The following is an 8,503-nucleotide window of genomic DNA, read 5'->3' as shown; positions in this document are numbered from 1 at the left end:
CGGTCTTCCTGGGCCAGCGCCATGTACATGCGCGGCATCAGCGGGAAGTGAAAGGCCATGTGGCATTCATCGCCATTCACGCCTTCAGCATCGGTGTCGCCGAAGTACAGCTGGGTGTCTTCCGGCCATTGGTTGGCCTCGGCCAGCAGCATGCGGTCGGGGTAATTGGCGTCGATTTCGGCACGAATCTGCTTGAGGACGTCGTGGGTCTCCGGCAGGTTTTCGTTGTTGGTGCCGTCGCGCTCGATCAGGTACGGAATGGCGTCAAGGCGCAAGCCGTCGATGCCCATGTCCAGCCAGTAGCGCATTACCGACAGCACCGCTTTCATCACTTGCGGGTTGTCGAAGTTGAGGTCCGGCTGGTGCGAATAGAAACGGTGCCAGAAGTACTGGCCGGCGACCGGGTCCCATGTCCAGTTGGACTTTTCGGTGTCGAGGAAGATGATCCGGGTGCCGTCGTATTTCTGATCGTCATCCGACCACACGTAGAAGTCCCGCGCCGCCGAACCGGGCTTGGCCTTGCGCGCCCGCTGGAACCACGGGTGCTGGTCGGAGGTGTGGTTGATGACCAGCTCGGTGATCACCCGCAATCCGCGTTTGTGCGCCTCGGCAATAAAGCGTTTGGCGTCGGCCATGGTCCCGTAGTCGCTGTGTACGCCACGGTATTCGGCGATGTCGTAACCGTCATCGCGACGTGGCGATGGATAGAACGGCAGCAGCCAGATGGTGTTGACGCCGAGTTCGGCGATGTAATCGAGTTTGGCGATCAGGCCGGGAAAGTCGCCGATCCCGTCATTGTTGGAGTCGAAAAACGATTTCACGTGAACTTGATAGATCACCGCATCCTTGTACCAGAGCGGGTCTTTGATGAAGGTGGCTGCCTTGGGTTTCTTCGCCATGTGAAACTCCTGCTGAATTCTTTGCGATTCCTGTGTAGGAGCTGCCGAAGGCTGCGATCTTTTGATCTTGTTTCTAAAAAATCAAAGGCAAAAGATCGCAGCCTTCGGCAGCTCCTACAGGGGTCGGTGTTTGTCTTATGCGGCAGTAATCCGCCAGATCCCGAACGGCTGGTAAGCCGGGTCAATGCGCATGAACTGGTACTTGCCATGCCAGTCCCAGCGATGACCGTTCATCAAGTCTTCACCATGGGTGGTCGCATCGTCCGGCAGGCCCATCTCCCACAGCGGCAGTTCGAAATTGGCTTCCTGCACGTTGTGCGGATCCAGGCTCACCGCCACCAGAATGAAGTTGCTGCCGTCGAAGCTGCGCTTGCCGAAGTACAGAATGTTGTCGTTCCAGGCGTTGTAGATTTTCAGCCCCAGGTGCGTGTGCAGTGCCGGGTTCTGTCGGCGGATGCGGTTGAGCTGGGCGATTTCGGCAATGATGTTGCCCGGTGCATTGAAGTCGCGGACGCGGATCTCGTATTTCTCCGAATCGAGGTATTCCTCCTTGCCCGGCACCGGCGCCGATTCGCACAGTTCATAGCCGGAATACATGCCCCACAGGCCCGAGCCCATTGTTGCCAGCGCCGCACGGATGAGAAAGCCCGGACGCCCCGACTCATGCAGGAACGCCGGGTTGATGTCCGGCGTGTTGACGAAGAAGTTCGGCCGGTAGCATTCACGCCACGGCGATTCGTTGAGTTCGGTGAAATAGGTCGCCAGTTCGGCCTTGGTGTTGCGCCAGGTGAAATAGGTGTAGCTCTGGGAATAACCGACCTTGCCCAGACGCGCCATCATCGCCGGCGTGGTGAACGCCTCAGCGAGGAAAATCACTTCCGGGTGCAATGCCCGCACATCGGCGATCAGCCATTGCCAGAACGGTAGCGGTTTGGTGTGCGGGTTGTCGACGCGAAAGATCTTCACGCCTTCCCTGACCCAACCGACGACGATATCGCGCAGCTCGACCCACAGGCTGGGGATCGCGTCCGGCGCATAAAAATCGACGTTGACGATGTCCTGGTATTTCTTCGGCGGGTTTTCCGCGTATTTGATCGTGCCGTCCGGGCGCCAGTTGAACCAGCCCGGATGCTGCTTGAGCCATGGGTGATCCTGGGAACACTGGATAGCGAAATCGAGGGCGATCTCCAGGCCATGCTCGGCGGCAGCAGCCACCAGGCGGCGGAAGTCTTCGCGAGTGCCGAGTTGCGAGTGAATCGCTTCGTGGCCGCCCTCCTCGCTGCCGATTGCGTAAGGGCTGCCCGGATCATCCGGCCCGGCCGTGAGGGAATTGTTGCGACCCTTGCGATGGGCGCGGCCAATCGGGTGAATGGGCGTGAAGTACAGCACGTCAAAACCCATGTCCTGGATCATCGGCAGACGCGAATGCACGTCGTTGAACGTGCCATGGCGGTTGGGATCGTCGGTGATCGAGCGGGGAAACAGCTCGTACCAACTGGCGAACTCGGCCAGCTCCCGTTCGATATCCACAGGGAATTCGGCGCTCAGGCTCAGATAGGCACGGTGATCGGCCTGGGCCATCAGTTGCGCACTGCGCGAGTGCAGGAACAGCGCCACCTGCTCGGTTTCGAGCAGGCCGGACAGCTCGTGATGCAGCGCCGCAAGCTGTTCGCTGAGCTGGCCTTCGCTGCGCTCGGCGGCCTGCTGCACCATGCTGCGGCCTTCCTGCAATTCCAGTGAAACCGGAACGGCAGCGTTATGCTTTTTCTCCAGTTCGTACTGGAAACTGGCGAAGTGATCGATCCACGCCTCGACACAAAAGACAAAACGCCCCTGATGCTCGGGCCGAAAGCGGCCCTCCCAGCTGTTGTTGCCGAGGTCATTCATGACTTCGCTTTGCCAGGTCTCGGTGCCTTCCTCGTGCCAGCGCACGCGCACGGCAAGCTTGTCGTGGCCATCGGCGAAGACCTTGCTGGTGACGACGACGTCACGCCCGGCGATCGACTTGACGGCAAACTGCCCGCCATCGAGGGTCGGCATGGTGTTTTCGATCACGATGCGCGGCAGCAGCAGCGCCTGCGACAGCGGCATGTGCGGGTTGTAGCTCTGCTCTGAAGGTTTTTCAGCAGACATCGAGCATCTCTCCTTTACGCCCCAAGGACGCTCTTGTGCCGGATCCGTGTTCACAATGAGGCACCGGCCACGACTTGAACTGACTTAGGTTCCGAGCGACCGGCGCGGGGAAAAGTTCACAGGGATTTGCCTGAACAAATCAGCGGATCGAAATCGCCAACAGGTGGTCAATCCACTTAAGCACTTCTCACGCCATGTGCCACACGGAGGTCTACAGATGAACATCCCGATCCCGGCCGAAACGCCTGATCCGAACATCGACAAACCCACCCTGCCCGAGACTGAACCGCAACCGGTTCCCGAGCAGGAACCACCGGGCACCACGCCTCCTCCGAAGGAAGAGCCACCCACGACGATGCCCCCCGTCATCGTCTGAAAAACGCCTCCCCCCTGTACCTGCGGCAGCTCCTACAGGGTTAAGCCAACTTGTTACAGATGCCGGTTTTTCTCCTCGTCTTTCTCGAACAGCCTGACCACCCGTGGCATCACGCTGAAAATCCCCAGCGCCAGCAACGTACTGAGTAACGCCGTCGCCTCTTTGCCCAGCCCCGCCGCCACGCCGATTGCCGCGGTCATCCACAAGCCGGCCGCCGTGGTCAGGCCTTTGACATGTCCTTCATCACCCTCCTGATTCTTCAGGATCGTCCCGGCACCGAGAAAACCGATCCCGGCGATCACCCCTTGCAACACCCGGCTCATCGCATCCGATTCAGCCCCGGAGGTCTGCGGCACCAGAACGAACAGCGCCGCGCCGAGCGCCACCAGCATGTGCGTACGCACCCCGGCAGCCTTGCCTTTGTGTTCACGTTCGAAGCCCAGAATTCCGCCCAGTACCGCCGCCATCACCAGTCGCACGGTGATGCGTGTCAGTTGTGAGGCATCGCCGATGTCAGCGAACTCCGCTTGCAGGGTTTCCCACACTTCATGCCACCAGGCATTCATCGTTTGATCCTTGTTATTGGCTGGATAAGGGATGGACAGCAGCGACCATTAATCAGTTGCGCAGAACGATCGGCAAAACGCACGCCCTAACCTTTCAGGTACTCATGAAAAAAGGACAGCCTCATGCCCGTTCGAATCGATGAATCCAATCCCGAATCCAAAGTGTGTTTTTTCACCGTCGAAAATGGCGAAGAAATTCGTATCTGCGACACCTTGGAAGTCAAAACGGACAGTGAAAAAGCCATGTCATTCGTTGAGATAGAAGGCCGGCGCGTGTACATCACCGAAGCCGACGCCGACGCATTGACCGTCGCCGGCGCCAGAGACGGTCGCAAGCATCTGAAGGCAGACGAGAGTGATTCGGTGATTTGACTGACCCGGATCAACACCCGGCGCAAGCGCCTGCGTTAGGCGTTTGCGCCTTTGTCGGCGGGCTGCTTCAAGTTGTCGCAGGGCCGGCGCAAAAAGCCATCTGATCCGCTTTTTATTCAGATAGCTGAGTCTGTTATGCAAACAGATCGGCGCTCATAGTTCGTTCGCCTGATGGAGGCTGATGAGCGAACGACCATGAGCGAACAAATCCCCGTCCGAACCGTAGAAGCAGCGCCAACCATAAAAAATGTGCCTGGTCGCCCAATGAAGGCGAAGGCCGGCTCCACCGACAAACAGATCCACACCCGCAGTTTCACTGGCCTGTTCCGAACCCTGCGCATGAGCGGCGCGGGGTTTCTGTTTTTGCTGTTTTTCGGCACCGTGTGGCTGAACTGGGGCGGGCGTCAGGCGGTGCTGTGGGACTTGGCCGAAAGCAAATTCCACATCTTTGGCGCGACCTTCTGGCCACAGGATTTCATCCTGCTTTCGGCGCTGCTGATCATTGCCGCGTTCGGCCTGTTCGCCATTACCGTGTTCGCCGGCCGGGTGTGGTGCGGTTACACCTGTCCGCAGAGTTCATGGACGTGGATCTTCATGTGGTGCGAGAAAATCACCGAAGGCGAACGCAACCAGCGGATCAAACTGCAAGCGGCGCCCTGGAGCCTGAACAAACTGGCGCGGCGCGCGGCCAAGCACACCTTGTGGCTGGCGATCAGCGTGCTGACCGGGCTGACCTTCGTCGGCTACTTCACCCCGATCCGGCCGCTGGCCGAAGAGCTGTTCACCCTGCAGATCGGCGGCGTCAGCCTGTTCTGGGTGTTGTTCTTTACCGCCGCCACCTACATCAATGCCGGTTGGCTGCGTGAAGCGGTGTGCATGCACATGTGCCCGTATGCGCGGTTCCAGAGTGTGATGTTCGACAAGGACACCTTGGCAATTTCCTACGACGTGGCCCGTGGCGAAAACCGCGGCCCGCGCAAGCGTGACGTGAAACCCGCCGAAGCGGGCCTTGGCGATTGCATCGACTGCCAGTTGTGCGTGCAGGTCTGCCCGACCGGCATCGACATCCGCGACGGCCTGCAAATGGAATGCATCGGCTGCGCGGCGTGCATCGACGCCTGCGATTCGATCATGGACAAAATGAACTACCCGCGCGGCCTGATCCGCTACAGTTCCGAGCGCGAACTGCAAGGCGGCAAGACCCATCTGCTGCGCCCACGGTTGATCGGCTACGTGGCGGTGTTGCTGGTGATGATCGGCGCTCTGGCGCTGGCCTTGGTCGAACGGCCGATGGTTTCGCTGGACGTGACCAAGGATCGCGGGCTGTTCCGTGAAAACGGTCAGGGCCAGATCGAAAACATCTACACCCTCAAGGTGATCAACAAGACCCAGCAACGCCAGGACTACCACCTGAGCCTGGTGGATGGGGACGGCTTCCAGTTGCAGGGCAAGACCGAATTGAGCCTGGCGCCGGGGGAGATCGTCGATGTGCCGGTGTCGGTGGCGATGACCACCGAGCGCCCGGCCAGCAGCTCGCAGACCTTGAGTTTCAAGATTGCCGACAGCGACGAGCCACAGGTTTACAGCGTGGCGAAAAGCAGGTTTGTGGCGCCGATGAATCGCTGATCCCTTAGACTGCGGCGCTGCCATTCGCGAGCAAGCTCGCTCCCACAGGGTTTTGTGGACTCTACAGATCCAGTGTGGGAGCGAGCCTGCTCGCGAATGAAGGCGACGCGGTCTTCCAGAATGAACCCAACCCGGACCCAAGATGAAACGCTACGAAAAATTCGCCGACGACATCGCTGAACTGATCCGCTCCGGCGTTCTCGGCCCCGGGCAGCGGGTGCCGTCGGTGCGCTACGCCAGCCAGACTTACGGGGTCAGCCCGTCCACGGTGTTCCAGGCCTATTACCTGCTGGAACGTCGCGGCCTGATCCGTGCGCGGCCGCGCTCCGGCTACTTCGTCAACACCCACGCACCGAGCCCGTTCTCGGAGCCGGTGATCAGCAGCCACGTCAACGACTCCACCGAAGTCGACGTCAGCGAACTGGTGTTCTCGGTGCTGGAATCGATCAAGGACCCGAGCACCGTGCCGTTCGGCTCGGCGTTCCCCAGCCCGACCCTGTTCCCGCTGCAACGGTTGTCGCGTTCGCTGGCCAGCGCCGCACGGGAGATGGACCCGCGCATGGTGGTCACCGACATGTCGCCGGGCAACCCGCAACTGCGCCGGCAGATCGCCCTGCGTTACATGGTTGGCGGGTTGATGCTGCCGATGGAAGAACTGCTGATCACCAACGGCGCACTCGAAGCGCTGAATCTGTGCCTGCAAGCGGTCACCGAACCGGGCGATCTGGTGGCCATCGAAGCCCCGGCGTTCTACGCCAGCCTGCAAGTGCTGGAGCGCTTGAAACTCAAGGCCGTGGAAATTCCCGTGCACCCGCGCGACGGCATCGACCTCGGTGTACTGGCGCAAACGCTTGAACGGCATCCGATCAAGGCCTGCTGGTGCATGACCAGTTTCCAGAACCCGATGGGCGCGACCATGCCCGAGGCGAAGAAACAGGAACTGGTGGAACTGCTGCGCCTGCATCAGGTGCCGCTGATCGAGGACGACGTCTACGCCGAGCTCTATTACGGCCAACAGGCGCCGAAACCGGCCAAGGCCTTCGACACCGAAGGGCTGGTGATGCACTGCGGTTCGTTCGCCAAGAGCCTGGCCCCCGGCTACCGCATCGGCTGGGTCGCCGCCGGACGCTACGCGCAGAAAATCGAACGACTGAAACTGATGACCTCGCTGTGCGCCTCGATGCCGGCGCAAGCGGCCATCGCCGACTACCTGCAACACGGCGGCTATGATCGCCATCTGCGCAAACTGCGCTATGCCCTGGAAGAGCAGCAAAGCGCGATGCTCGCGGCGATTGCCCGCTATTTCCCGGCGCAGACCCGCGTCAGCCAACCGGCGGGCGGCTACTTTCTGTGGCTGGAGTTGCCACCGCAGATGGATTCGCTGAAGTTGTTTCAGATGGCGTTGGCGCAGGGCATCAGCATCGCGCCGGGGCCGATTTTCTCACCGACCCAGCGCTTCAGAAACTGCATCCGCTTGAATTACGGCAGCCCTTGGACCGAGAGCTCGGAGAAGGCGATGGAGACGCTGGGGCGGATTGTGCGGTCGTTCTGACAGTCGATGTTGCCTGTGCTGCCCTCTTCGCTGGCAAGCCAGCTCCCACAGTGATCGATGTCAGTCGCAGATATTGTGCACGACACAGAAACCTGTGGGAGCTGGCTTGCCAGCGAAGAGGCCAGATCAGCCAGCACAAATGCCGAAGATCAGCGCCCACCACCCAGATCAACAAACGTCCCGGTCGCATAAGAAGCCTTGTCCGACAGCAACCAGACAATCGCCTCTGCCACCTCATCCGGCCGCCCGCCCCGGGCCATCGGAATCGCCGACTCAAGTTTGCTGACCCGATCCGGATCACCGCTCAATGCGTGGAAATCGGTGTAGATATAGCCCGGACGCACCGCGTTGACCCGAATCCCCTCGCCCGCCACTTCCTTGGACAGACCGATGGTGAAGGTGTCGAGCGCGCCTTTGGAGGCGGCGTAGTCGACGTATTCGTTGGGTGACCCCAGACGCGCCGCAACCGACGACACGTTGACGATGCTGCCACCCTGCCCGCCGTGCTTGGGCGACATGCGCAGGATCGCGTGCTTGGCGCAGAGGATCGGCGCCAGTACGTTGGTTTTCATGATTTTGAGAATGCGGAATTCGGACATTTCATCGACCCGCGATTTGTGCCCGACGGTGCCGGCATTGTTGACCAGTGCAGTGACCCGACCCAACTCGGCGTCGACCCGGTTGAACAGCGCGATCACCTCGTCTTCGATGCTGACATCGGCGCGCACGGCGATAGCTTGCGCCCCCAGCGCCCGCACTTGCTCCAGCACGCTTTGCGCAGCCTGTTCGTCCGACTGATAGTTGATGCAGATCCGATAGCCCTGCCCGGCAGCCAACAACGCCGTTGCGGCGCCGATTCCGCGCCCGCCACCGGTGATAACCATGACTTTATCCATGCTGGCCCTTCCCCCAAATGCACACGTAACAGTCGGGTGGAAGAATAACCGCCATTGAGCGGTTTTGCATGGGCTCTGTCAAA

The 8,503-nt window shown here is 60.4% G+C and carries 8 protein-coding genes; 4 read left to right on the top strand and 4 right to left on the bottom strand.

Going from position 1 to position 8,503, the window contains the following annotated elements; genetic code table 11:
* Both DBR18_RS24820 and DBR18_RS24815 read right to left on the bottom strand, forming a co-directional pair.
* A partial coding sequence (locus tag DBR18_RS24820) for an alpha-amylase family glycosyl hydrolase (protein WP_256588935.1) occupies nt 1–899 on the bottom strand: 899 nt, incomplete at its 3' end.
* A gap of 135 nt (nt 900–1,034) precedes the next feature.
* Nucleotides 1,035–3,032: an alpha-1,4-glucan--maltose-1-phosphate maltosyltransferase gene (locus tag DBR18_RS24815; protein ID WP_108592296.1), complete on the bottom strand. Its 1,998-nt coding sequence runs from the start codon at nt 3,030–3,032 to the stop codon at nt 1,035–1,037.
* A 217-nt stretch (nt 3,033–3,249) separates the two neighbouring features.
* Here DBR18_RS24815 and DBR18_RS28450 point away from each other — a divergent pair, with 217 nt between their 5' ends.
* Nucleotides 3,250–3,408 carry a hypothetical protein gene (locus DBR18_RS28450; protein ID WP_007966757.1) on the top strand — a complete coding sequence of 53 codons (159 nt, stop codon included), beginning with the start codon at nt 3,250–3,252 and terminating at the stop codon, nt 3,406–3,408.
* A gap of 53 nt (nt 3,409–3,461) precedes the next feature.
* Here DBR18_RS28450 and DBR18_RS24810 read toward each other — a convergent pair whose 3' ends face one another.
* A complete protein-coding gene (locus DBR18_RS24810; protein WP_108592295.1) occupies nt 3,462–3,974 on the bottom strand; it encodes an MgtC/SapB family protein in 513 nt (170 codons plus the stop codon).
* Nucleotides 3,975–4,097: 123 nt separating this feature from the next.
* Between DBR18_RS24810 and DBR18_RS24805 the strand changes: the two genes are divergently transcribed.
* The 3 genes from DBR18_RS24805 to mapR all read left to right on the top strand — a co-directional run bounded on the left by DBR18_RS24805 (nt 4,098) and on the right by mapR (nt 7,524).
* Nucleotides 4,098–4,346: a DUF3203 family protein gene (locus tag DBR18_RS24805; RefSeq protein WP_108592294.1), complete on the top strand. Its 249-nt coding sequence runs from the start codon at nt 4,098–4,100 to the stop codon at nt 4,344–4,346.
* A 195-nt stretch (nt 4,347–4,541) separates the two neighbouring features.
* The gene (gene ccoG / locus DBR18_RS24800) at nt 4,542–5,972 is read left to right on the top strand and encodes a cytochrome c oxidase accessory protein CcoG (protein ID WP_108592293.1); all 1,431 of its coding nucleotides are present in this window, start codon (nt 4,542–4,544) and stop codon (nt 5,970–5,972) included.
* A 142-nt stretch (nt 5,973–6,114) separates the two neighbouring features.
* Entirely contained in the window at nt 6,115–7,524 is a 1,410-nt protein-coding gene (gene mapR / locus DBR18_RS24795; RefSeq protein ID WP_007968515.1) for a GntR family transcriptional regulator MpaR, read from the top strand.
* Nucleotides 7,525–7,673: 149 nt separating this feature from the next.
* Here the strand turns inward: mapR and DBR18_RS24790 are convergent, their stop codons facing one another.
* Nucleotides 7,674–8,420, bottom strand: coding sequence for an SDR family oxidoreductase (locus DBR18_RS24790; RefSeq protein WP_108592292.1), 747 nt, complete (start codon nt 8,418–8,420; stop codon nt 7,674–7,676).
* Between the last annotated feature and the right edge of the window lie 83 nt (nt 8,421–8,503).

The sequence above is a fragment of the Pseudomonas sp. HMWF021 genome, from assembly GCF_003061005.1.
Lineage (GTDB): Bacteria > Pseudomonadota > Gammaproteobacteria > Pseudomonadales > Pseudomonadaceae > Aquipseudomonas.
This window is presented reverse-complemented; position numbering and strand designations above follow the sequence as displayed.

What these genes read in the sequence shown, in the direction of transcription:
- DBR18_RS28450 (WP_007966757.1), top strand. Translation starts at nt 3,250, where the DNA reads ATGAACATCCCGATCCCGGCCGAAACGCCTGATCCGAACATCGACAAA.
- mapR (WP_007968515.1), top strand. Translation starts at nt 6,115, where the DNA reads ATGAAACGCTACGAAAAATTCGCCGACGACATCGCTGAACTGATCCGC.
- DBR18_RS24790 (WP_108592292.1), bottom strand. Translation starts at nt 8,420, where the DNA reads ATGGATAAAGTCATGGTTATCACCGGTGGCGGGCGCGGAATCGGCGCC.
- ccoG (WP_108592293.1), top strand. Translation starts at nt 4,542, where the DNA reads ATGAGCGAACAAATCCCCGTCCGAACCGTAGAAGCAGCGCCAACCATA.
- DBR18_RS24805 (WP_108592294.1), top strand. Translation starts at nt 4,098, where the DNA reads ATGCCCGTTCGAATCGATGAATCCAATCCCGAATCCAAAGTGTGTTTT.
- DBR18_RS24810 (WP_108592295.1), bottom strand. Translation starts at nt 3,974, where the DNA reads ATGAATGCCTGGTGGCATGAAGTGTGGGAAACCCTGCAAGCGGAGTTC.
- DBR18_RS24815 (WP_108592296.1), bottom strand. Translation starts at nt 3,032, where the DNA reads ATGTCTGCTGAAAAACCTTCAGAGCAGAGCTACAACCCGCACATGCCG.